Source organism: Micromonospora sp. NPDC000668 (assembly GCF_042897975.1).
Lineage (GTDB): Bacteria > Actinomycetota > Actinomycetes > Mycobacteriales > Micromonosporaceae > Micromonospora.
Genome location: NZ_JBIAYP010000001.1, coordinates 689,142 through 709,026 on the forward strand (window position 1 = coordinate 689,142; position 19,885 = coordinate 709,026).

Sequence of the window (19,885 nt, forward strand, 5' to 3'; positions counted from 1 at the left end):
CCGACCTAATCCAGCGACCGCAGGTACGTGATCAGGTCGGGCAGCGCGGCCGCGCCGACCGGCTGTGGGGGCATCGCGTTGCCGGGCTTGACCGTCTGGGAGTTGACGATCCAGCCGCCGAGGTGTCCGGCGTCATTCGGTACCGCCCCGGCGCCGAGGCTCCATCGGGATCCCACGTTCGACAGGTCGGGCCCCACCTGGCCCTGGGCGCCGGTGCCCCGTACCGCGTGGCAGGCCGCGCAGGTGCCCTGCACGAACGCCTGCTGGCCGCGGCGCTCGGCCTCCGTGCGCGGCTGACGGGCCGGGGCGTTCAGGCGGGTCAGCCACGCGTCGAAGTCGGTGCGGGGTTCCGCCACGACCAGGAAGGCCATGTGGGCGTGCTGGGTGCCGCAGTACTCGGCGCACTGGCCGCGGTAGCGGCCGGCCCGCTCCGCCCGCAACCAGGTCTCGCGGGTCTCACCGGCGATCAGGTCCGTCTTCGGCATGAGCTGCGGCACCCAGAAGCTGTGCAGCACGTCGTCCGTGCGCAGCCGGACCTTCACCCGCTCCCCCACCGGAATGTGGATCTCGTTCGCGGTCGCCCCGGACGCCCCCGGATAGCGCACCTCCCACCACCACTTGTGGCCGGTCACCTCCACCGTCGGGGCGTCGGGGTCGGGATCGACGGCGAGCGCGGCGAGGTCCCGCAGCCCCACCCCGTAGACGGCGACGAGAATGACGAACGGCAGCCCGGCTCCGGCGATCGCGACGAAGCGGAGCGGCTGCCCGTGGCGCACCCGGACGTTGCCCCGCCGGAACACCAGCGCCCAGATCAGCAGCGCCATGACCTCGGCGACCACCGCCAGCGAGATCCAGAAGAGCAGCCACCACAGGTTGGCGACCCGGGCGGCGCCCGTGCCGGCGGGGTTAAGGACGGACGGCGGGTCACCACCGCATCCGGCGAGCAGGGCCAGGCCGCACAGCGCCGTCAGCACCGGGAGCGGGCGCGGTTGCCGGCGCCGCCCGGCGGGTCGGGCAGCGCTCATGGTCATCCCTGCTGTCGTGTCCACCGAGAGCGACACTAGGCCCTTCCGAACCCCGTTCATCCCTGTTTGCGGCTGATAACCCGACGAGTGCGACTGGACCGATTTATGGTGATACCGCAACTCGATCCGCAAGCGCCCCGGGGGCGCGGACAGGGAGATCATGCGAGCCTCCACCGTGGACCTTGTCGCGGACACCGGCAGAGCGGCCGCCGGCCGCCGGACCATGGCCTGGCTCGCCGGCGGGCTCACCGCGGCGGCGACGGTGGCCGGTGGATGGCTGGCACCCCCCGACGAGGTGCAGGGCCAGGCGCAGCGACTGATGTACCTCCACGTCCCCGCGGCCTGGGTTGCCTACGCCGCGTTCGCCGTCGTGCTGACCGCCAGCGGCGCGTACCTGATCGGGGGCGACCTTCGCTGGGACCGGTTCGCGCGGGCGGGCGCCGAGATCGGCGCGGCCCTGACCGCCGTCGCGATCGCCACCGGGTCACTGTGGGGGAAGCTGGTCTGGGGTGCCTGGTGGGCGTGGGACCCCCGGCTGGTCAGCACCGTCCTGCTGCTGCTCGCGTACGCCGGCTACCTGGCCCTGCGCCGCTCGCTGGCAGAGCGGACCGGCGCGCGAGACGGAGGCGACCACCGGGTGGCGCGGCCCGCCGCGGTCGTCGGGATGGCCAGCTTCCTGCTCGTCCCGGTGGTGCACTTTTCCGTCGTCTGGTGGCGGTCGCTGCACCAGCAGGCGACCGTGCTCGCCCCGCAGCGCCCGCCCATCGACCCCAGGATGGGCGTCGCCCTGCTGCTCGCCGTCGCCGCCGCGACGCTCGCCGCGCTCTGCGTCCTGCTGTACCGGGTGGTCCGGCTGGAACGCCGGCTGACCCCCGACACGGCCCCCGACCGCGTCCCGGTCCGTGTCGGATGATCCGTCGCCGCGGGGGCCGGACCGCCGTCGTCGCCGTGCTCCTCGCCGCCGGCGCGCTACTGGTCACCAGCGCGCTCCGGGAGACCCTGACCTATTACCGCACTCCGGGCGAGGTGCTCGGCGATCCGGACGCGACCTCGGAACGGGTACGCCTCGGCGGCGACGTGGTGCCCGGGTCGCTGCGGCGCACCGGCGACCTCGTGGTGTTCCGCCTCGCCGAGGACGGTCACGAGATCACCGTCGAACAGTACGGCGTCCCACCGGAGACGTTCCGGGAGGGCGAGGGGGCGGTCGTGGAGGGCACCCTGTCGCCGGACAGGGTGTTCCGCTCCGACCACGTCGTGGTCCGGCACGGCAACGAATACCGCCCGTCCACCGCCCCGCCGGGGTCGGTCGATGCTCGCTGACCTCGGCACCGCCAGCCTCACGGTCGGTCTGCTCTGCGCCACCCTGACCGCCCTGCTCTGGCTGCGGGTGGCCCTGTTCGCCACGCCCACCCGAGCGGCCCGCCTCGGGACCGCCGCGACCCTGGCAACCGCCGCCGTCGCCTGCGCGCTGCTGGAGGCGGCCCTGCTCCGGCACGACTTCAGCGTCCGCTTCGTGGCGGAGAACGGCGGACGCCAGGTGCCGTTGTACTACACGCTGACGAGCCTCTGGTCCGCCCTGGACGGGTCGCTGCTGCTCTGGCTGCTGATCCTCGCCGGGTACGCGGCACTGCTGGCCCACCGCCGGCACCCGCCCCGGCTGCACGCCTACGCGATGGTGGTCGTCAGCACGGTGACCATGTTCTTCTTCGCGCTGTCCACCTTCGCCGCGAACCCGTTCCGCGAGGTGAACCCGGTACCCGCCGACGGCCCGGGGCCGAACCCGCTGCTGCAGCAGCACCCGGCGATGGGCGTGCACCCTCCCCTGCTCTACGCCGGCTACATCGGCCTGGTCGTGCCGTTCGCCTTCGCGATCGCCGCACCACTGGCCGGCCAGCAGGGGCGGGGCTGGGTACGGGCCGCCCGACCCTGGGCCCTGGCGGCGTGGGCGGCGCTGACCGCCGGCATCGGGCTCGGGGCCTGGTGGTCGTACGCGGTGCTGGGCTGGGGCGGCTACTGGGCGTGGGACCCGGTGGAGAACGCGTCGCTGCTGCCCTGGCTGACCGCCACCGCCTTCCTGCACGCCACCCTGGGCCGCGCCGCCGGCCGTGCCGGCTGGAACCTGGCCCTGGCATCCGCGAGCTTCGTGCTGGTGCTGCTCGGCACGTTCCTTACCCGGTCCGGCGCGGTAGCCAGCGTGCACGCCTTCACCGACTCGCCGTTGGGGCCGATGCTGCTCGGCTTCGTGCTGCTGACGCTCGTCGTGTCGACGGTCCTGACCGGATGGCGCGATCCCGAACCCGCCCACGGCAGGAGCACACCGCTGCTGTCCCGGATGACGGCCGTGCTGGTCAACGGCGTGCTTCTGGTGACGATCGCGGCGGTGGTGCTGATCGGCACGATCTTCCCGCTGCTCTCCGAACCGCTCGGCGGGGTGCGCACCTCGGTCGGACCCGGCTACTACCAGCGGACGGCGGTACCGCTGGCGATCGCGGTGCTGCTGATGATGGGCGTGACGCCGGCCCTGCGGGTCCGCGACCGGACGCAGGCGCTGCGGCGACTCGCCCTACCCGGCGCCGTGGCGCTCGCCACCGTCGCCGTGGTGGGGCTGCTCAGCCGGCCCGGCCTGCCCGCGCTCACCGCGTTCGGAGCGGCGGCGTTCGTGCTCACCGGCGTGGCCGGAGAGCTGGCCGATCGGCGGCCGCGCTCCGGCCGGAACCGGAGACCGGGCAGGGCTGCCGGACTGGTCGCGCACGCCGGGATCGCCCTGGTTGCGGTGGGTGTCGCGGGATCCTCCGCGTACGGCCGCGACACGGAGCGAACCATCCACACTGGGGAGGCGTTGCGGGTGGGCGACGTGTCCGTGCGCCTGGTCGGCGTGGACCGCAGCGGCGCCAGCGGGGGTATGACCGTACGGGCGCGGCTCCGGCTCACCGAGGCGGGCGGCGGGGAACGAACGGTCCGGCCCGCCCTACGCTACAACCCCGCCCGGGACACCGCTGTCACGGTGCCGGCGATCCAGACCGGACTGCTGCGGGACACGTACGTCACCCTGATCGCGGTCGCCCCGGACAGCGGCAGCGCGACCGTACGGCTCGCGGTGAACCCGCTCGTCGGGCTGCTCTGGGCCGGCGGCACGCTGACGGCCGCGGGGGGACTCCTGGCGGCGATCCGCACCGCCCGTCCGCGACGCCCGGACGTCGTCGCGGCATCGCCTGACCCGGTCGCCGCCGGGGCCCGGTGATGACCGCCCGCCGCCTGCTGCGACCTGGCCCGGCGCTGGTGCTGGTGCTCATCGTCGCCGTTGGCACCGTGGTCGCCCTCGGCCTGCGGTCACCGTCGACGCCGCTCGACGCCGGCGCCGCCAACGGCGTCACCCCCGCGCCGGCCCCGGCGCTCACGGGCGCCACCCTGGATGGTGGCCGGTTCGACCTGACCGAAGCCCGTGGCCACGTGCTGCTGGTCAACGTGTTCGCCTCCTGGTGCGGCCCGTGCCGGGACGAGCTGCCGCTACTGGTCGAGACGGAACGGCAGTGGTCGCCCCGTGGGCTGCGGCTGGTGGGGCTGAACGTCCGGGACGGCGCCGAGGCGGTCCGGGCGCTACTTGACGAGACCGGCGCACGGGAGTTGACCGTGCTGCCAGACCCGGAGGGCACCCGGGCGGTCGACTGGGGCGTCCGGGCAGTGCCGGAAACGTTCGTGGTGGACCGGGACGGCCGGATCGTCGACCGGCAGCAGGGTGTGGTCACCCGGCAGTGGCTTGAGCAGCGGGTGGCGCCGTTGCTGGCCCGATGAGGTGGCGCGCGGCCGTTGGGGCACTCGTCCTCACGGCGCTGATCGCCGCAGCGGGCGCGGGGCTGGTCCGGTCGACCGGCGGCACCGGTCGGGAGGACCCCGTACGCGCCGTGGCAGTGGGTCTACGCTGCCCGGCCTGCCAGGGTGAGTCGGTGGCGGACTCCCGGTCGCCGATCGCGGCGGCCATGCGGCAGGTGGTGGCGGACCAGCTGGCCCAGGGGCGGGACCGCGACGAGATCCGCCGCTGGTTCGTCCAGCGCTACGGCCCGGAGGTGCTGACCGACCCGCCGACCCGCCGGGCGGAGCTGCTGCTCTGGGCCGTACCCGCGCTGACCTTGCTGGCCGGCGGCTACGCGGCCCTGCGCACGCTGCGTCCCCGCCCGACTCCGTCCGCGCGGGCCACGGCGGTGCAGGCGGCGCCCACCGGTCGGGCCGCACGCCGGGCGTGGCGCGCGGTGTCGGTGGGAATGGTGAGCCTCGTCGCGTCGGTCACGGTGGCCGCCAGCCGCCTGGACCGGCCGGGCCAGGATCCGGAACCGGCCGATCCCGTGACGGTCGCCGTGCAGCTGGCCCGCGACCTCGAGGGGCAGGCCCGCTACGACGCCGCAGCGCGGATGTACCGGGAGGCCCTGCGCGACCGCCCCGACGATGCGATCCAGCTGCGGCTCGCCTTCGCGCTGCTGCGGGCCGGCGACAACGCCGGCGCGGAGCAGTCGGCGCGGGAGGTGCTGACCCGCTCCCCAGACTCCCCGGACGGCCTGCTCGTGCTCGGGCTGGCGCAGCGCGACAGCCGGTCCGCCGAGGCGGCGCGCACCCTGCAACGCTTCCTGACCATCGCTCCGGAGCATCCGGCCGCCGGAGAGATCACCCGACTGTTGGCCGCCGGCCCGTGACACCCCACCCGAACCCCATGGATCCACGTTGAGCCGGGTCGCGCACGCATTGGTGCTGGCCCGCACCGATCGCCGCCGATCCTTCGAACTCGACCGCCTCCAGCGCACGCTGGATCTCCCCCGCGGCGTCGGAGAGCACCTTGCCATGCTCGGCGGTGATGATCTGGGCGAGGTCGGACTTTCGGGCGTTGAGCAGTTCCCGGAAGGAGAACATGACGCTCATCCGCCGAGCGAGGGATGCGCTACGCCATCGGGTGAACGCCTCGTCGGCGGCGGCGACCGATCATCGACGACCGAGGCGGTTGCGAGTCGACCTGTCCGGAGACCTGGCCGGTGGCGGGGTCGTAGTCCGCCCCGGCCCTGACGGCACCCGAAACGAGATCCTCGACAAGTACCGGGCGTACCTGCTCGGCCGACCCGACCTCCTCGCCCTCCGCCCCGGCCTGCGCGGACGCCGGCTCGGCTGCTGGTGCGTGCCGGAGCGCTGCCACGCCGAGGTTATCGCCGAACTCGCCGACTCGCTGCCAACGTCGAGCCTTCGGTAGGAAGCCGGCGGAGATCTGCCTACTGGACGTGGTCTGCATCGGGCACGGTGTCGAGATAGAGGAAGTCGGTCACGCCGATCACCCCGACGAGCTGGCGGACGACCGGCGGCATGTCCCGGCGGGTGGGGTCGTGCACGAGGCGGGGACGGGTGAGTGGCACTCGCCGGCCGCGGATCTCCAGCTCACAGCCGCCGGCCGCCAGTACGTTTCTCGCCCAGTCGGTGACCCCGTAGGTCAGCGCGGCGACGTAACCGTCGGACGTCCGGAAGATATTGATCGGCGTCCGGTACACCCGACCGGAGCGGCGGCCCCGGTGGATGATGACGCCGAAGCCGGGCAGCCGCCCGGCCAGCGGACCGGTTACGCGGTTGGTGACGACCCGGTTGAACCGCGCCATCCGTCTGGGTAACACCATGGCCACCATGTTCGCCCAGGTGCGATCGACGCGCCGGCCGACACTTCGATCGCTGCAGCGGTTTCTACCGCCCGACGATCGCCTTCGGCACCGTCGGCTACGAACCGACCTGGGATGAGGTCGGCGCTGCGTACCGCATTACCCTGGGGAATTGGCAGGACCGACGGGTGCCGAGTCGACGTCGTACCCGGGTGCCGACGGCGAGCGCGAGGTACGAGACCTTCGCGCCGAGATCCTCCACGACGTTCGCGGTACCCGCCGCCTGATCACCAGGGGCCCGATCACGATGGTTGGTCTGGCCGTGACCAGGGGTGCCGGCGCCTATCGTCAGGCTCAGGCGGAGGCTGCGCGACCCATCTCGGCGAGGATCCCGGTGCCCTGGCCGAGCTCGATCAGGTAGCCGTCCGGATCCCGCAGGTAACACCGGATCTCGACGCCATGGTCCTTCGGCTCGGTCAGGAACTCCCCACCCCGTGATCGCCACTGCTCGTAGACCGCCCGGACGTCGGTGACCCGGACGTTCATCGCGCTGCTGAGCGTCCGCGAATCCGGCGGCGCCTGCGCCTGCACATCCGGCTTGTCGTCGGTCGGGCCACCTTCGTCGTTGATCACGATGTAGCTGTTGTGGAACCGCAGGATCGCCGGCTGGCGTTCCCGCACCACCGTCGCCCCCAGCACCCGCTGGTAGAACTCCCGGGAGCGGTCCACATCCCGCACGATCAGCAGGTGCGTCAGAACCAGCCCAGCCTCGGGCTGGAAGTAGTCGGGCGCCTCGCTCTCCATCACGCCTCCCCGGGTCCGGTCGGCAGCGCGTACCCGCATGCGTTGCCGGCACACCCATCGGCTCGACGACGCCGCAGCCACAATGAGTCACCATGGCCGGTGTCGGCTGTTACCGTCGGGCCTGTGCCCGCCGACGAGATCCGGCATCGGGTCCGGTCGGCCAGGGTGGCCCGGCTGACCACCGTCCGCGCGGATGGGCGTCCCCACCTGGTGCCCGTGTGCTTCGTCCTGCTCGACGACGTCGCCTACCACGCGGTGGACGAGAAGCCCAAGCGCCACCGGCGGCTACGCCGGCTGGAGAACATCCGGGCGACGGGGCACGCCTGCCTGCTGATCGACGAGTACGACGAGGACTGGTCGCGGCTGTGGTGGGTCCGCCTGGACGGGCACGGCCGTCTGGTGCAGGACCGCGTGGAGGAGGCCACGGCCCGCGCCGCGCTGGCCGACAAGTACCCGCAGTATGTCCAGCGACCACCAGCCGGACCGGTGATCGCGGTAGCGGTGACCGCCTGGTCGGCGTGGTCCGCGGCGGACGCGGCAGCCGACCCGGCCGGGTGAGCGCCGGCCGGGGGTGTCAGCGGGTCGGAGCGAGGGCGTCGAGCACCTCGTCGGCCCGGCGCAACGACGCCTGCGCGTCGGCGCGGGGTGAGCCGATCTCCGGATCGAAGTTGAGATCGACGAACACTTCCGTGATGCCGGCTTCGGCAAGTCTGCCGAGATCCGACCGGATCTGCCCGAGCGTGCCGGTGAGCGGCTCGCGCCCGGGCGGGCCCATCGGGCGTACGCGGACCGCGCCGCGGCAGACGAATCGCAGTGAGCGCGGATCTCGGCCCGCCTCCACAGCGGCGGCCTTGACGGTCGCGACCGCCTCGCCGATGCCCGTCAGGTCCGCCTGGCTGCCACTGACCCAGCCGCCGGCGAGCCGGCCGGCCCGGCGCAGCGCGGCTGGCGCCTGGCCGCCGAGCAGAATCGGAGGGTGTGGCCGCTGCACGGGCTTCGGCTCCAGGCGCGTCGGCGGGACCTGGTAGAACTCGCCGCGATGCTCGGCGACGTCGCTCTGCCAGAGAGCGCGGAGAACAGCGAGGAACTCCTCGGCCCGACGGCCCCGCCGATGCTTGCTCACCCCCGTCGCCTGATACTCCTCGTCCGCCCAACCGAGGCCGAGTCCCACGTCGAGCCGTCCGCCGGCGAGGATGTCGAGGGTCGCGGTCTGCTTGGCCAGCAGCACCGGAGAGATGAACGGCATGTTGAGCACCGCGACGCCGAGCCGGACCCGCGTGGTGTGGGCCGCCAGGAACGCCAGCGTGGTCAGCGGGTCCTGGACGCTGTGGTAGGTCTCGCTCCAGCCGAGGTCGGCGGGGACCAGGAGGCGCTGGAACGTCCAGAGTGAGTGGTATCCGAGCTGCTCGGCGCGGCGGGCGACATGGATCATGCTTGCCGGTGTGGCCCACGAGCCGGAGACGGGCGGGGCGAATCCAACCTCCACCCGCGCACCGTACCCGGATCGGGCCAGGAAGTGGCTCGGTTCAGGCCCCGACGCTGCGGTCCACCGGACGGAGCAGCCGCCGGAAGTCCTTTGGCAGCTCGGATTCCAGGTTCTCGAGGTCTTCCGCGCTCACCGCCTCGCGCAGGGTCGTCAACACGGCACGGGCGCCCTCAGCGGTCCGCTCGTCATCCGTTCCCGCGCGGGCCCCTACCTCATTGAGGAACTCCACGAGGTCGATCTGTTCGGCGAAGTCCACTTCCTTGTGCAGGTACCCTCGCAACCCCTCGGGGAGCTGCGTGGCCAGGTACCGCGCCTCGCCGCCACTGACCCCTTCTGACAAGGTCGTCAGCGTGGCTCCGACGATCTTCGCCGCCTCCGCCGCCGGCATGCCCGCCCGCTTCCCCACCGCTTCGAGAAACTCGGCGTAGTTCATGAGTTCTCCTTCCCGACCAGTAGTCCGGCGCCTCGGTCGCCATCCATGCCTTCCCGGTCCAGTCGGCAGCGGCGTACCCGTTTGGCGATGCGGGCACACCTGCTCCGCCCTCAACTGTGCGTGCTACGAGCCGGGGCGCTGCCCGCCACCGGCACCCACCGGTTCGATCACCTGCCGGAACTCCTTCGGAAGCTGGGCCAACGCGTCCTCGAACTGGTCACGGGAAACAGCCTCACGGAGTGTGGTGAGCACCGCGCCGACCCCGGCAGCGGCGAGCGCACGGTCGATGGCCGGGTGGTCCGCCACCCGCCGCACGAACTCGTCGAGCCCGAACGACTTGGCATGTTCCCCTCTTCGCGGTGGCGGATTGCGCAGGGGATCGTCAAGCCCTCCGGGAAGCTGATAGGCAAGGTTCTCAGCCTGGCCGGCGCTGATCCGATCTGCCAATGTCTCCAACGTCGCGCGGGTGAGTGTCGCCGCCTGATCGGTCGACACCTTTGCCCGCGTGGCCACTGCGTTGATGAAATCCTGGTATTCCACCTGATTCTCCTCTCCGGCCCGATCGCCGTCGAACCGCCAGTTACGAGCCCCTGACCTCAATGCGCCGCGATCACACACTTCACCTCTCGGGTGCCGAGCGAACTGGTACCTCGACAGCCTCCTGGGACGGGGGGTGACCCTGCCTCATCCCCATCGGGCGAATCACCACGGCGCGCTACGGCGACATCCATTCCGATGGACCGGTACGGGCGGCGAGCTGTTGGCGAAGCTGCGCCAAAGCGGCTACGAGGTCACCCGCGACGACGAAATCATCAACATGCTCGACGGCTTCAGCCTGGGCTCGCTGGCCAGCTGACGAAGGACGGAGACGGCATCACGTTCGAGGATCGGCGGAGGTCACCAACAGGGCGCGAGCCGGCATCCTCCTGGGTCGTGCTCACCGGCGGCGCTTGTTCAGACTCGGAAGGCCGCCGGATATGGTCCGCACGCTGCCGTCCGGGTTGCTCCGGCCCGGCTTCTGTTGGGCCTCTGTCACCCGCCGCCCGGCGAGGTCGGAGGCACTCAGGTTGACGACGACCCGGTCTGACCGCTGCCAGCTCCGTAGGCAAGCCAGAGCTCGCTGGCCGTCGGCTGCGCCGGTCAACGCACGGATGGCCGGCATAGCCCTGGACGGGTCAGCGAGCAGGAGATGGGCGACGTCGGCGGGGCTCAGCCGGTGTTGCGAGGCGTTGGCTACCGGCACGAGGGAGGCGTGGATCTTCCCGTTGTGGGGCCACAGCCAGACCGGCCGCTTGCCATCGCCGGCCCGCATCACCGGAGCTGTCGACGGGGTAGCTGGCCTGGACGACGGCGGGGACGAGGCCGGCTTGGCCGAGAGGTGGGCTTGCAGAGCGGCCGGCGGCTGCATTGGTCGCCGCGACTGTGCCGGGACGTCGACAGTCGGGCGGGGTGAGGCCGCACCTTCCGACGACGTCCCCGCGCCGGGGTGCGGGGGCTCGGCCGGGGCCGCTTGCCGTTCCCCCACGAACCAGCCGGCGAATTCCCACTGCTCCGGCGTAAACCTGACCGGGATGACCTCGGTCAGGTCTGGTGCCGACGGGTCCTGAACAGTGAGTTGCGCGCGTCGCTTCCCATGGTCGGCTGCGGTGAGTGACCCGATATCGAGGATCGCGGCCAGCGGTATCCGCCTGACGTAGGCCTTCGGCCACGGCAGCAACCGCCAACGCCGGAGGACAAGGTGCTGCTCCTCGAACCTGGCGTCCCAACGCCGAGCGACCATGCTCGCCACCTCCCGTGCTGCGCACGTTAGCGGCCAGATGATCATCATCGCACTCGGCACAACGGGTAGTTGAGATGCCGGATCGTCTGGTTGTGTCAGCGGCGCAGGCGTCGCGAGCAGGTCCCAAAAGACCCGGTGGCGGAGGAACTGCTGGTCCTCCTCGAACACGGTCATCTCCCCCGGGTCCATCGGCAGCACGGTCATCCAGCGGCCGACGACCCGGGCCAGGCGCTGCGGCCCGCAGGTCGGCGACGACGACGGTCAGGTCAATCATGTACCGCCCGCTCATCCGTGGCAGCCCTCGGCGCGGGCCTGCCCGGACTGCCAGCGCCGCAGCGCGGCCTTGATCCGCAGGGTCTCCTGGCACTGTTTCGTGATCTCGGCGTAGAGCGCGAGCACGTCGACGGCGACCCGGTCGGGGAAGGCGTACACCTCATCGGGTTGAGGCCGAGGCGCCCGAGCCGGGCGGGCGGGAAGCGGCGCTCGCGCACCTGCCACGGCAGCAAAGCGGGGGCACGCGCCGGAGCCGTCGGTCACACCGCCGCTCGCCGGGCGTCTCCGGCATGGCCGCCGTACGCGACTCCAAGGACCCGGACGGCCGGGCACTGAGCTTCGCACCGCGGGCATGGTCCGCCTTCACGGCCGCCGCACAGAGCCGCTCAATCGCCGACCAGTCGTGACCATCACGAGGATCGCCGCGCTCGTCGGGCTGCCGGTCCGGTTAGGGTGTGGCGGTTCCGCCGGAGTCAGGAGCGTACGTGGGCAGCAAGTCGTCAGACATCGCCAGCGAGCAGACCTTCTTCGACGCGGCGGCCCGGCATCGGGCCCGCCGGCGAGACGGGCTGGCCGAGGTGACCGCGGCGGCGGCGCATCCCGGCGCCGCCCTGCACCTAAAGCGGTACGCCGAGAAGGCCGCCGAAGCCGTCGGCGACAACGACGAGGCGGTGGCGTTCGGCCGGATCGACGATGAGTCGGGCGATGTGCTACACGTCGGCCGGCACGTGGTGCTCGACGAGCGCAGCGAGGTGCTGATCGCGAACTGGCAGGCGCCAGCGGCCGCGCCCTATTTCGAGGCGAGCCATGTCGACCCTCGAGGCCTGGTACGCAAGCGCAGCTACCAGTGCGACGGCAACACGATCCAGGACTTCACCGACCTGCTTTTCGCCCAGCTCGCGGCCGCGATCGACGGGCCCGACCAGCGCCTGCTCGACGAACTGGCCCGGGCGCGTACCGGCGAGATGCGCGACATCGTGGCGACGACCCAGGCGGCCCAGTTCGAGCTGATCCGGGCGCCGAGGGAGCAGGTGCTGGTGATCGAGGGCGGGCCGGGCACCGGTAAGACAGCGGTCGCCCTGCACCGGGTCTCCTGGCTGCTCTTCAACAACGCCGACCTCGTACCAGAGGACGTGCTGGTGGTCGGACCGAGCCCGACCTTCATGCGCTACATCGGCCGCGTGCTGCCCGATTTGGGCGACGCCGAGGTGGTGATGCTTGACGTCGCCCGACTGGCGCCTGCCGTACGCCGCGGCCGGACGGAGCCGGCCGAGGTGAGCCGACTCAAGGGCGAGGCACGGATGGCCGGCCTGCTCTCCCGCGCACTGCGCAACCGGGTGGGCGTGCCCGAGCCTGCCGAACGGCTCCTGCTGGGCGGGCGGTTCGTCACCGTACCCGGGACGGAACTGGCCGAGGCGATGGCGGTGGCGAGCGCGGCCGGATTGCCGTACTCCCAGCAGCGGCGCCTGTTCTGGGACCGGGTGAGTCACCTGGTGAGTCAGCGCGCCGGCGTCGACGCGGCCGGGGCGCCCGCGGTGGCGAACCTCGTCGAGCGGCTGTGGCCGCAGCAGTCGGCGGCGGTGTTCCTGCGCGACCTGTTCGGCTCGCGGGCGCGGCTGGGCGCCGCGGCCGGCGCGGAGTTCACCGCTGAGGAGGTCGGCCAGTTGCACCGCCAGGGCGCGGACCGGCTCTCCGAGGAGGTCTGGTCCGCGGTGGACCTGCCGCTGCTGGCCGAGCTGGAGCAGCTCATCGACGGTCCGGGACGGCAGTACGCGCACGTGGTGATCGACGAGGCACAGGACCTGTCGCCGATGCAGCTGCGGGCCATCGGCCGCCGCTGCGCGGGCGGCTCGCTCACCCTGGTGGGGGATCTCGCTCAGTCAACCGGCCCGTGGGCCCGTGATGACTGGACCGAGGTGACCGATCACCTGCCGGCGGTCCATCCCGTGGTGATCGCCCCGCTGCGGTACGGCTACCGGGTGCCCGCGCAGGCGTACCAGCTCGCCGCCCGGCTGCTGCCGGTGGCCGCTGCTGGCGTGACGCCTCCGGAGGTGGTGCGAACGGGTCCGGCCGAGCCCGGGATCCACCGGGTTTCGCTGACCGAGCGGGCCGGGCGGGTGGTCGCCCTGGCCGCTGCTCACGCCGAGAAGGGCGCCTTCGTCGGGATCGTCTGCCCGGCACGCTGCCGCCGCGAGGTGGAAGCGGCGCTGGCTGACAACGGCGTCGGCTGGAGCAGCGCGCAGCGCGGTGAGCTGGGCGGCTCGGTCAACCTGGTAAGCCCGCAGGAGGCGAAGGGGCTGGAGTTCGACGCGGTGGTCGTGGTCGAGCCGGAACAGATCGTGGCCGAGGACAATCGCGGGCACCGGCTGCTCTACGTGGCCTTGACCCGCACCACGGCATATCTGGACATCGTTTGTGTCGCGGATCCGCTGCCGCTGTCCGTGCCACCGCAGCGGAGGCCACCGGCCGCGGACGAGGGTGCTGACCTGTTCACCGACCGAGCGGTCCGCCGGCTCGCCGACCATCTCGCCGGCCAGGTGCGCGGCGCGGCGCCGCGCGCGTCGTGGGGTGCGGTCCTCGACGAGGTACGCCGAGTGCTGGACGCGACGGAGTGACCTGCTCGGCGGTCAGCCGCGTGCCGGCGCCGGCCTGCTGATCGCCGAGGAGTCGAGCCGGCGCCCGACCGTCCACTGCACGATGTCGCGCCGCACGTCGGCCTTGGTCGCCCGGCTCGGCACGGCGATGCCGAGGTTCTTGGCGAGCGCCTTGAGCTGCGGCACGGTCAGCCGCAGGTCGTCGAGGTAGCGCCCGGCGGCCGCCCGGTCGTCGATCGCGGCCAGATCAGCGCGGACCTTCTCCGGTTCCACCGAAGGCGCCGGCGCGGCCTTCGCCGTACCCCTCGTTGTGGACGCCACCGACGGCGGCGCCGGCCGGTCGGACGTCCCGGCGGTCACGCCCGGCGCCACGAGCTGCAACCGGGCAGACCCGTCGGCCAGCGCGGCCAGTTGGTCCGCCGGAAGCGTACGGAGGAAGTCCGCCACCCGCAGCAATACGGCGTGGCTCAGGTCGGCTGGGCTGGTCACGGGTACTCCTAATTCCGGATCCGGGCGAGAAACTCGCTGGCGAGCTGCTGCAGCTCGTACTGGACGGTGGGGTTCGCGTTCGGCAGGAGGACGGCCGGTATTCCGTGCTCCCCCGCGGGGGCGAAGACTGTCTTGTTGTCCCGGATCATCTGCCGGAACACCGGCAGCTCGACGCTGCTGGGCTGTTCGATGAAGTTGCGCTGGGCGATGATCGGCCCGGTGCCGGCGTACTGGATCATCGTAAGAACCACACCGAGGATCGTGGGATTGATCCGCGCAACGGCGCCGCCCGCGACCCGGTTGTAGTCCCGCACCAGTTCGGAGAGCTTCTTGCGGAGATAGTCGATGCCGAGCGTGGAGAGGTAATCGGCCTTGGCCGGGATCAGGATGTGATCGCTGGCGACGATCCCGGTGCGGGTGACCATCGTGAAGTTGGGCGCGCAGTCGATCAGGATGGCGTCGTACGCCTGGAAGGCCTCGGCGTCGAGTGCGTCGGCCAGCGCCCGGTGCAGCGGCAGGTAGCGCGGACTTCCGTGTTGAAACCGGGAGCCGCCCAGGTCGGCGGCGAAGTCGAGATCGGCGTCGATCAGCATGAGGTGCGACGGGACCAGGTCGAGCCGGCCCGAGCCGCTGCGGGCGATCACGTCGTTCACGGCGGGCGGGGTCACCACGTACGGGTCGAGCGGCTGGGAGCCGCCGTGGCCGAGCACGTCACCGAACCACTGGAGGATGGTGCGCTCGTCGGCGAGTTCCTGCTCCCACTGATGCGGCTGGTAGAAGGAGAACGTCAGGCTCGCCTGCGGGTCCAGGTCGATCAAGAGTACGGTGAGGCCGCGCGTCGCCAGCTCCGCCCCGATGTTCGCCGTCAACGTCGTCTTGCCCACGCCGCCCTTGTAGTTGATGACGGAGACCACGCTCCCGGGCTGACGCATGGCCAGCAGCATGCCACGTGCACCGCCACGATTCCCACCGGTGTGGTCGGGCTCTCGCACCGCCGCTCGCCTGCGATTTACCAGTCCCGCGCCCAGTCCGGTGGTGGCACCACGGCCAGCTGCGGCTCACCACTGATGGGCTCCAACGCGTGGATGATGCGGAGGTCGCCGTCGGCCGCCGCGTCCTCGTCGATGGTGACCCGCCCGCTGCTTCCGTCCGCGCTGACCAGCAGCCACTGGTCGGGAAAGATGCTGCCGTCGTCGACCAGGGCCCGCACCCCGAAGGTGCGGGCCAGGGTGACGGCGAGATCCCGCTCGTTCAAGCCCGTGGCGTCTGCGAGCTCGGTGTCACCGGTGAGGATCCAGCCGAAGCCCTCATCCTCGTCGGGCGGAGTCAGCATGGCGACCGGTCGGGCGTCATCCGCCGCCCGGTCCCGGATCCGCCCGACGTAGAGGGAATCCGGAGCGATGCCGTAGTCCTCATAGAGGAAGCGACGCAGAGCCTCCGCGGGCAGCTCGTTCCAGCGTGAGGTGACGGACCAGCGGCACCCGGTTGTGCACCAGGGCGGCGTTGATCGCCGGCTGCACAAGCAACGCGACGGCGAGCTGGTCGTCGTCGGCGGTGAACTGCGCGAAGACGCTGTCGGACATGGGCGTTTCTCCAGGTGGGGAGACCAAGAAGGGCCAGCCTAGCGGTCACCCGACCGGTGGATCCGCCCCCGGCCGTCTGCCGATCTTGGTTGTCGTACCCCTGGTGCAGGATGTGCGCCATGACGACGCACCACCCGATCGCCCAGCGCCTGGTCTACGGCCACGCCACCAATCACGACTGCCTCGCCTTCGCCGACGCCGACACCGCGACCGAGGAGGCCGCCGAGATCAGGGCGCTCGCCTCCGCGCAGACCTGGGGCCAGGCCCGGCAGGTTCAGATGACCCACCTGTCGAACCCCGCCGGCCCCGACTGCTACGAGCCGGAGGACGGGTACGGCGACGACAAGCCCTTCGACATCACCGAGGTAGGTGCCGTCGTGGACGGCTACTGGCCGCAGATGGTCACGACGCGCGCGCTCGACGTGCTGCCGCAGGACCTGCAGGACCGGTACGGGAAACTCGTGCTCACGGTTCACAACGGTGAGTACCTCGAGGTTCCGCTCGACTGCGAGACTGAACTGGTCGCGGAGCTGCGCGAGCGTGGCTACGAGGTGACCCGCGACGACGAGCTGATCAACCTGCTCGACGGCTTCGATCTGGGCTCGCTCGCCGGCTGATCGTCTGCGGCGCCGCTGGCTCGGCTCGGGGACACCGAGCCAGCGGCGCGACCGCTTCATCCGCAGGTGCTCACGTGATGGCGAGGGCGGCGGTCAGCATCGGGGTCGTAGGGGGCGACCAGCCGCAAAGGCTTGTCCGCGCTCTTCCCGTTTTGAGTGATGATGAGCGCCGTGCTCATCTGCCCGGCTTGGGACATCGCCCGATGGGAAGGACCGGTCACTCTGGAGCGAGTCCGCGAAGCGGCTCACCGAAAGGTAGCCGCGGGCAAGGTCGCCGAATCGGGCCGCAGCTTTCGGGTTAGGCCGCGACGGCCGAGATGAACAGGACGACGGCGACCACCACGCCGGCCCACTTGGAAATTCCGTCGAACGGCCATGCGAACCAAGTGAAGCCGAGCACGATCAGGGACAGCAGGAACCGCTTGGAGCCCGGCACGGGTGCCGACTGCTGTCGGGGCGAGGACTCCGGGCGTGGGTCGTCGCCATGACCATCATGGGGCTCGACCTCCTGCGAATCCGCCCTGCTCCCCTCGGCTGGTGGTAGTGCGACGGCCATCCGTTCCAGCACGAGGGCGTTGTCCGTGGAGTCACGGCCCACCTCCGGCGAGTTCGCCGGAGATTCCGCCGCGTCGGCCGTGCTGTACACAGCCCTTCCTAGCGCGACGGCCAGCCGCTCCAGCAGGAGGGCACGCTCGATGGGGTCGTCGCGGCCCAACTCGGGCGAGGTGAGCGGGAAGGCCGGTGCCTCGGCCCTGCTCTGCACCGCGCGTAGCGCGACAGCCAGCCGTCCCAACAGGAGAGCACGCTCGGGACCGGCATCCACTGTGGGTTCGATCGATCCATCGAGCGGCGGGGAATGCTCGACAATCGGCAGTTCAGCCCATGTCTCCTCGTGCCGGTCGAATGTTTCGTCCGGGAAGGGTGCGTCGAGATCGTCGTCTGGCGGTGAGATGGTGTCTTGGTCGTCCGCAAACCATGGCTTACGGTCCAGGTGGGCCCAGGATTTCGGATCGCCCCGGAAACCCTTGGCCGCCCACCGCCAGTCGGGCGCCAGCTCCGGGTCGCGGGCTTCGAACAGCATGACGCGATCCCACTCCTCACCGCCGGACGAGGTGCCCAGCGGGATCTCGGTGGTCGTCCGGTACCGCCGGCGCCGTTGCTCGCACCAGTCACGCAGGTAGGCGGCCGACTCCTCCACCGACCGCCGGCGCAGGTCGGCCAGGTAGGCGTGCAGGTCCAGGACGGTGTCCCGGTGCACCGTCTGCCGCACCACCCGGGCGTGGAGATTGGGGCGTACGGTCAGCAGGACCTGAGCGCCGAGGCTGGTCAACAGCTCGTCGAGGTACTCCCGCTCGGGATGCTCCTTCGGCACCCGCCAACGCTCCCCGTACAGCACCGGCGCGGGCATTCCCTTGCAGCTCTGTCCAGTCAGGATGGCGTCGATGAGGATGTCGGCGAACTCCGCGGATTCGAGCGTCTGCATGAGGTCGTCGAGCAGGTCCAGGCACATGTAGTCGAGGTTCGCCGGGTCCTCGGCGAGGACGGCGGCCATCGTGGCCCCGAAGAGCCGGATGAACTGGCGGGCGCCGATCCCGAGCCCGGCCATGAGCTCGATGAGCAGCCTGAGCCGATCGCGACGACGATACGTGTCCAGCAGGTTGAGACAGCCGGCTCGGAGCGCTGCGGCGGCCGCCTCGGTCACCGGGTGGTCGACGGTGGAGAGGGGCAGGCTGTTCCACCGGATCGCCGCCTCCGTCGCGGGCCGGGCATACATCGGCCCGCGTGCGTCTTCCGTCTCGAACTTGACCGGCGGCGGACCGACGTAGCGCAGTTCGGGCAGCCGCCGGTGAAGGGCGGCGAGGATCGCCGACAGATTGCGTACGTCGCCGAGGGCGGTGTGCGCGTCCTGTGGCCAGGCGCCGACGACCGTACGAAAGAGGTTCTTTTGTTTGTAGTTGAAGAGCCGGAGGTGGGTCCAGGACGCCACCATCGTGCACACGGCGGGCGGTGGCTCGGCGAGGTCGACGTGGAGCCGGTCCAGCTCGTGGCGGAGGAAGTCGTCCTCGAACCGGAGGTTGTGCGCGACGACCACCGCGCCGGACAGCAGCCGACACAGCTCCGGCCACACCTCGCCGAACCCGGGCGCCCCTTTCAAGTCGTCGTCGGTCAGCCCGTGGTAGAAGCGCGAGTCCCCTACCCGGCGCCGGCCCGGCGCGACGCGGGTGGCGTACTCGTCGACGATGGTGCCGTCGGCCCGGAACCGGCAGGCCGCGACCTCCACGACGCGGTCGGTCCGTGCATTCAGACCGGTCGTTTCGAAGTCCAGCGCCACAAACTCCAGGTCCCGCAGCGGCACTCCGCCCTGTCGAGACAGGTAGCCGGGCCGGAACAGGCGCAACGGGTGGTTGGTCGGGCCGAACGAGGCGACGGGGTCGGCGACGGGCATCTGCGGTGCGTCCTCAGCAGGGGGCTTTGGTGTCAGCCCTGCTGGACACCGGTCAGCAGCATGATCACCGACCGATGATCATCATGGCAAGGCCCGATGCCGGGCAAGTTCGTTACTCCGGTTGGACTGCAGGACGACGACCTCAGCTCGTTCCCCGGCTGAGACTGTAGACCGGATGGCGAGGCGGCTTCGATCGGCTCGGCAGGCGAACCTGCACTGGTCGGCCGGCCTGCCGCCGCACGTGGCACGGCGGAAGGGCCAGTCGGCTTACCGACAGCACCTGCACTCACCGCCATTGCCCGGGCTGGGCTGCACTCACTAGCCTCTCCCCATGCCTGAGATCTTCCAGATGGATCGCGTCGACCGGATCGCCGACATCCTCTACGGGGTTGCCGTCGCGGAGGGCCTCATCGGCTACGGCCCGCTCGGAAAGCGCGTCGGCCTGCAGGCGAACTTCCTGAGCCAACCGCTGGCCAAGGTATCGGAGCGTGCCGCCGAGCGAGGCGAGCCAATCTGGAGTGCGCTCGTGGTCGGCAAAGACACCGACCGGCCGCACGAGGGCTTCTACGCGCTTGCCCGCCGGATGCGCCCGGAGTACAGCAATCTCGACGACGATCTGCTGTGGCAGAGGGAGCGTGAACGCTGCTACGCGGCCGCGGGGGGGGGGGCGGGGGCCCCCCCCCCCGGCGGGCCCCCCCCCCCCGGGGGGGGGGGCCCACCCAACCAAAAGA

The 19,885-nt window shown here is 71.4% G+C and carries 25 protein-coding genes and 1 pseudogene; 12 read left to right on the plus strand and 14 right to left on the minus strand.

Features of this window, described 5'->3' with window-relative positions; genetic code table 11:
• Positions 1–5 precede the first annotated feature (5 nt).
• Positions 6–1,025 carry a cytochrome c oxidase subunit II gene (coxB, locus tag ACFY29_RS03070; RefSeq protein ID WP_386982929.1) on the minus strand — a complete coding sequence of 340 codons (1,020 nt, stop codon included), beginning with the start codon at positions 1,023–1,025 and terminating at the stop codon, positions 6–8.
• Positions 1,026–1,185: 160 nt separating this feature from the next.
• On the opposite strand from coxB, the gene ccsA reads away from it, so the two are divergent.
• From ccsA to ACFY29_RS03095, 5 genes are read left to right on the plus strand one after another with little or no spacing between them, the layout of a single operon-like run.
• Positions 1,186–1,938, plus strand: coding sequence for a cytochrome c biogenesis protein CcsA (gene ccsA, locus ACFY29_RS03075; RefSeq protein WP_386982931.1), 753 nt, complete (start codon positions 1,186–1,188; stop codon positions 1,936–1,938).
• Entirely contained in the window at positions 1,935–2,345 is a 411-nt protein-coding gene (locus tag ACFY29_RS03080) for a cytochrome c maturation protein CcmE (protein ID WP_386982933.1), read from the plus strand. The genes ccsA and ACFY29_RS03080 overlap by 4 nt, the downstream gene beginning before the upstream one ends.
• Positions 2,335–4,266 (plus strand): heme lyase CcmF/NrfE family subunit, encoded by a 1,932-nt coding sequence (locus ACFY29_RS03085; protein ID WP_386982935.1) that lies wholly within the window; start codon positions 2,335–2,337, stop codon positions 4,264–4,266. The genes ACFY29_RS03080 and ACFY29_RS03085 overlap by 11 nt, the downstream gene beginning before the upstream one ends.
• Positions 4,266–4,817 (plus strand): redoxin family protein, encoded by a 552-nt coding sequence (locus ACFY29_RS03090; RefSeq protein ID WP_355610567.1) that lies wholly within the window; start codon positions 4,266–4,268, stop codon positions 4,815–4,817. Before ACFY29_RS03085 ends, ACFY29_RS03090 begins: the two co-directional genes overlap by 1 nt.
• The gene (locus ACFY29_RS03095; protein ID WP_386982937.1) at positions 4,814–5,710 is read left to right on the plus strand and encodes a cytochrome c-type biogenesis protein CcmH; all 897 of its coding nucleotides are present in this window, start codon (positions 4,814–4,816) and stop codon (positions 5,708–5,710) included. Before ACFY29_RS03090 ends, ACFY29_RS03095 begins: the two co-directional genes overlap by 4 nt.
• Here the strand turns inward: ACFY29_RS03095 and ACFY29_RS03100 are convergent.
• A pseudogene (locus ACFY29_RS03100) lies at positions 5,682–5,978 on the minus strand (aldehyde dehydrogenase family protein); the annotation flags it as partial. The gene ACFY29_RS03095 and the pseudogene ACFY29_RS03100 sit on opposite strands and share 29 nt — an antisense overlap.
• A 34-nt stretch (positions 5,979–6,012) precedes the next feature.
• On the opposite strand from ACFY29_RS03100, the gene ACFY29_RS03105 reads away from it, so the two are divergent.
• Entirely contained in the window at positions 6,013–6,255 is a 243-nt protein-coding gene (locus ACFY29_RS03105) for a DUF4326 domain-containing protein (protein ID WP_386982939.1), read from the plus strand.
• 19 nt (positions 6,256–6,274) lie between these two features.
• On the opposite strand, the gene ACFY29_RS03110 is transcribed toward ACFY29_RS03105, so the two are convergent.
• Together ACFY29_RS03110 and ACFY29_RS03115 are read right to left on the minus strand one after the other, a co-directional pair.
• Positions 6,275–6,670 (minus strand): nitroreductase family deazaflavin-dependent oxidoreductase, encoded by a 396-nt coding sequence (locus tag ACFY29_RS03110; RefSeq protein WP_386982941.1) that lies wholly within the window; start codon positions 6,668–6,670, stop codon positions 6,275–6,277.
• Positions 6,671–7,003: 333 nt separating this feature from the next.
• On the minus strand, positions 7,004–7,453 hold the full coding sequence (locus ACFY29_RS03115; RefSeq protein ID WP_386982943.1) for a VOC family protein: 450 nt from the start codon (positions 7,451–7,453) through the stop codon (positions 7,004–7,006).
• A gap of 123 nt (positions 7,454–7,576) precedes the next feature.
• Here ACFY29_RS03115 and ACFY29_RS03120 point away from each other — a divergent pair, with 123 nt between their 5' ends.
• Entirely contained in the window at positions 7,577–8,011 is a 435-nt protein-coding gene (locus ACFY29_RS03120; protein WP_386982945.1) for a TIGR03668 family PPOX class F420-dependent oxidoreductase, read from the plus strand.
• Between the two features lie 16 nt (positions 8,012–8,027).
• On the opposite strand, the gene ACFY29_RS03125 is transcribed toward ACFY29_RS03120, so the two are convergent.
• From ACFY29_RS03125 to ACFY29_RS03135, 3 genes are all read right to left on the minus strand, one after another.
• The gene (locus ACFY29_RS03125; protein ID WP_386982947.1) at positions 8,028–8,939 is read right to left on the minus strand and encodes a TIGR03619 family F420-dependent LLM class oxidoreductase; all 912 of its coding nucleotides are present in this window, start codon (positions 8,937–8,939) and stop codon (positions 8,028–8,030) included.
• Positions 8,940–8,979: 40 nt separating this feature from the next.
• Positions 8,980–9,372 carry a DUF2267 domain-containing protein gene (locus tag ACFY29_RS03130; RefSeq protein ID WP_386982949.1) on the minus strand — a complete coding sequence of 131 codons (393 nt, stop codon included), beginning with the start codon at positions 9,370–9,372 and terminating at the stop codon, positions 8,980–8,982.
• Between the two features lie 123 nt (positions 9,373–9,495).
• Entirely contained in the window at positions 9,496–9,912 is a 417-nt protein-coding gene (locus ACFY29_RS03135; RefSeq protein ID WP_386982950.1) for a DUF2267 domain-containing protein, read from the minus strand.
• 133 nt (positions 9,913–10,045) lie between these two features.
• Between ACFY29_RS03135 and ACFY29_RS03140 the strand changes: the two genes are divergently transcribed.
• Positions 10,046–10,228, plus strand: coding sequence for a hypothetical protein (locus ACFY29_RS03140; RefSeq protein ID WP_386982952.1), 183 nt, complete (start codon positions 10,046–10,048; stop codon positions 10,226–10,228).
• 81 nt (positions 10,229–10,309) lie between these two features.
• On the opposite strand, the gene ACFY29_RS03145 is transcribed toward ACFY29_RS03140, so the two are convergent.
• Both ACFY29_RS03145 and ACFY29_RS03150 read right to left on the minus strand, forming a co-directional pair.
• The gene (locus ACFY29_RS03145; protein ID WP_386982954.1) at positions 10,310–11,320 is read right to left on the minus strand and encodes a hypothetical protein; all 1,011 of its coding nucleotides are present in this window, start codon (positions 11,318–11,320) and stop codon (positions 10,310–10,312) included.
• A 117-nt stretch (positions 11,321–11,437) separates the two neighbouring features.
• A complete protein-coding gene (locus tag ACFY29_RS03150; protein WP_386982956.1) occupies positions 11,438–11,584 on the minus strand; it encodes a hypothetical protein in 147 nt (48 codons plus the stop codon).
• Positions 11,585–11,715: 131 nt separating this feature from the next.
• Between ACFY29_RS03150 and ACFY29_RS03155 the strand changes: the two genes are divergently transcribed.
• Together ACFY29_RS03155 and ACFY29_RS03160 are read left to right on the plus strand one after the other, a co-directional pair.
• Complete coding sequence (locus tag ACFY29_RS03155; protein ID WP_386982958.1) at positions 11,716–11,832, plus strand: DUF397 domain-containing protein; 117 nt, start codon at positions 11,716–11,718, stop codon at positions 11,830–11,832.
• Positions 11,833–11,910: 78 nt separating this feature from the next.
• Positions 11,911–14,040 carry a HelD family protein gene (locus tag ACFY29_RS03160; protein ID WP_386982960.1) on the plus strand — a complete coding sequence of 710 codons (2,130 nt, stop codon included), beginning with the start codon at positions 11,911–11,913 and terminating at the stop codon, positions 14,038–14,040.
• 12 nt (positions 14,041–14,052) lie between these two features.
• On the opposite strand, the gene ACFY29_RS03165 is transcribed toward ACFY29_RS03160, so the two are convergent.
• The 4 genes from ACFY29_RS03165 to ACFY29_RS03180 all read right to left on the minus strand — a co-directional run bounded on the left by ACFY29_RS03165 (position 14,053) and on the right by ACFY29_RS03180 (position 16,091).
• Positions 14,053–14,508, minus strand: a complete 456-nt coding sequence (locus ACFY29_RS03165) for a hypothetical protein (RefSeq protein ID WP_386982962.1) — start codon at positions 14,506–14,508, stop codon at positions 14,053–14,055.
• Positions 14,509–14,516: 8 nt separating this feature from the next.
• Complete coding sequence (locus tag ACFY29_RS03170; protein WP_386982964.1) at positions 14,517–15,440, minus strand: ParA family protein; 924 nt, start codon at positions 15,438–15,440, stop codon at positions 14,517–14,519.
• A gap of 77 nt (positions 15,441–15,517) precedes the next feature.
• Positions 15,518–15,841, minus strand: coding sequence for a hypothetical protein (locus ACFY29_RS03175; RefSeq protein ID WP_386982966.1), 324 nt, complete (start codon positions 15,839–15,841; stop codon positions 15,518–15,520).
• Positions 15,842–15,920: 79 nt separating this feature from the next.
• Entirely contained in the window at positions 15,921–16,091 is a 171-nt protein-coding gene (locus ACFY29_RS03180) for a hypothetical protein (protein ID WP_386982968.1), read from the minus strand.
• 119 nt (positions 16,092–16,210) lie between these two features.
• Between ACFY29_RS03180 and ACFY29_RS03185 the strand changes: the two genes are divergently transcribed.
• The gene (locus tag ACFY29_RS03185; RefSeq protein WP_386982970.1) at positions 16,211–16,708 is read left to right on the plus strand and encodes a hypothetical protein; all 498 of its coding nucleotides are present in this window, start codon (positions 16,211–16,213) and stop codon (positions 16,706–16,708) included.
• A 298-nt stretch (positions 16,709–17,006) separates the two neighbouring features.
• Here ACFY29_RS03185 and ACFY29_RS03190 read toward each other — a convergent pair whose 3' ends face one another.
• On the minus strand, positions 17,007–19,154 hold the full coding sequence (locus ACFY29_RS03190) for a 3'-5' exonuclease (RefSeq protein ID WP_386982972.1): 2,148 nt from the start codon (positions 19,152–19,154) through the stop codon (positions 17,007–17,009).
• Between the two features lie 331 nt (positions 19,155–19,485).
• Between ACFY29_RS03190 and ACFY29_RS03195 the strand changes: the two genes are divergently transcribed.
• The coding region (locus ACFY29_RS03195) for a hypothetical protein (protein WP_386982974.1) at positions 19,486–19,885 on the plus strand (400 nt) is incomplete at its 3' end.

Excerpts from the sequence above, each read along its gene's own strand:
- coxB (WP_386982929.1), bottom strand. The coding sequence starts at position 1,025 with ATGAGCGCTGCCCGACCCGCCGGGCGGCGCCGGCAACCGCGCCCGCTC.
- ccsA (WP_386982931.1), top strand. The coding sequence starts at position 1,186 with ATGCGAGCCTCCACCGTGGACCTTGTCGCGGACACCGGCAGAGCGGCC.
- ACFY29_RS03080 (WP_386982933.1), top strand. The coding sequence starts at position 1,935 with ATGATCCGTCGCCGCGGGGGCCGGACCGCCGTCGTCGCCGTGCTCCTC.
- ACFY29_RS03085 (WP_386982935.1), top strand. The coding sequence starts at position 2,335 with ATGCTCGCTGACCTCGGCACCGCCAGCCTCACGGTCGGTCTGCTCTGC.
- ACFY29_RS03090 (WP_355610567.1), top strand. The coding sequence starts at position 4,266 with ATGACCGCCCGCCGCCTGCTGCGACCTGGCCCGGCGCTGGTGCTGGTG.
- ACFY29_RS03095 (WP_386982937.1), top strand. The coding sequence starts at position 4,814 with ATGAGGTGGCGCGCGGCCGTTGGGGCACTCGTCCTCACGGCGCTGATC.
- ACFY29_RS03110 (WP_386982941.1), bottom strand. The coding sequence starts at position 6,670 with ATGGTGTTACCCAGACGGATGGCGCGGTTCAACCGGGTCGTCACCAAC.
- ACFY29_RS03115 (WP_386982943.1), bottom strand. The coding sequence starts at position 7,453 with ATGGAGAGCGAGGCGCCCGACTACTTCCAGCCCGAGGCTGGGCTGGTT.
- ACFY29_RS03130 (WP_386982949.1), bottom strand. The coding sequence starts at position 9,372 with ATGAACTACGCCGAGTTTCTCGAAGCGGTGGGGAAGCGGGCGGGCATG.
- ACFY29_RS03155 (WP_386982958.1), top strand. The coding sequence starts at position 11,716 with ATGGCCGCCGTACGCGACTCCAAGGACCCGGACGGCCGGGCACTGAGC.
- ACFY29_RS03170 (WP_386982964.1), bottom strand. The coding sequence starts at position 15,440 with ATGCGTCAGCCCGGGAGCGTGGTCTCCGTCATCAACTACAAGGGCGGC.
- ACFY29_RS03175 (WP_386982966.1), bottom strand. The coding sequence starts at position 15,841 with ATGCTGACTCCGCCCGACGAGGATGAGGGCTTCGGCTGGATCCTCACC.
- ACFY29_RS03180 (WP_386982968.1), bottom strand. The coding sequence starts at position 16,091 with ATGTCCGACAGCGTCTTCGCGCAGTTCACCGCCGACGACGACCAGCTC.
- ACFY29_RS03185 (WP_386982970.1), top strand. The coding sequence starts at position 16,211 with ATGACGACGCACCACCCGATCGCCCAGCGCCTGGTCTACGGCCACGCC.
- ACFY29_RS03190 (WP_386982972.1), bottom strand. The coding sequence starts at position 19,154 with ATGCCCGTCGCCGACCCCGTCGCCTCGTTCGGCCCGACCAACCACCCG.